Origin of the sequence: Catenulispora rubra, from assembly GCF_015356825.1 — a bacterium.
GTDB lineage: Bacteria > Actinomycetota > Actinomycetes > Streptomycetales > Catenulisporaceae > Catenulispora > Catenulispora rubra.
In genome coordinates this window covers 1-413 of sequence record NZ_JAACYW010000784.1, presented here as the reverse complement: position 1 = coordinate 413, position 413 = coordinate 1, and the positions used below count along the sequence as shown (strand labels likewise).

The 413-nt window shown below is 69.0% G+C and carries 1 protein-coding gene; it reads right to left on the bottom strand.

Features of this window, described 5'->3' with window-relative positions; translation table 11 throughout:
* Positions 1-413, bottom strand: a 413-nt coding sequence (locus GWK61_RS55405; RefSeq protein WP_194922393.1) for a hypothetical protein, incomplete at both ends; no start/stop codon positions are given.

The following is a 413-nucleotide window of genomic DNA, read 5'->3' as shown; positions in this document are numbered from 1 at the left end:
AGATCCAACTGCATCGGAGCACTGCGCCGCTTCGCCGGCGTCGTCTTCGCACGCCCACCGAACAGCGCATCACTGGTCTGGAATCCCTCAGCCCAGAACGCCGCCGCGACCCGCCGAAGCTGAGCCATCCCCTCCCGCTGCGGCGCGTTCGCCGCGATGGCCAGATGGTCCCGCTCGCCGAGCACATCACCGATCACCGTCGCCAAAGCCCCGGTGCCGACCTGGACGAAGGCCCGAATCCCGGCCTCATACATGCCCTCAATCGTCTGCCGGAACCGAACGGTCTCCACCAAGTGCCGGACGAAGACCCGCCGCACCTCCTCGGCGTCCCCCGGGAACGGCGCGGCCAGCGTCGCCGACCACACCGGGACCGTCGGCGTCCGCACCTCGAAGTGTTCGAACGCCTCCAGGAT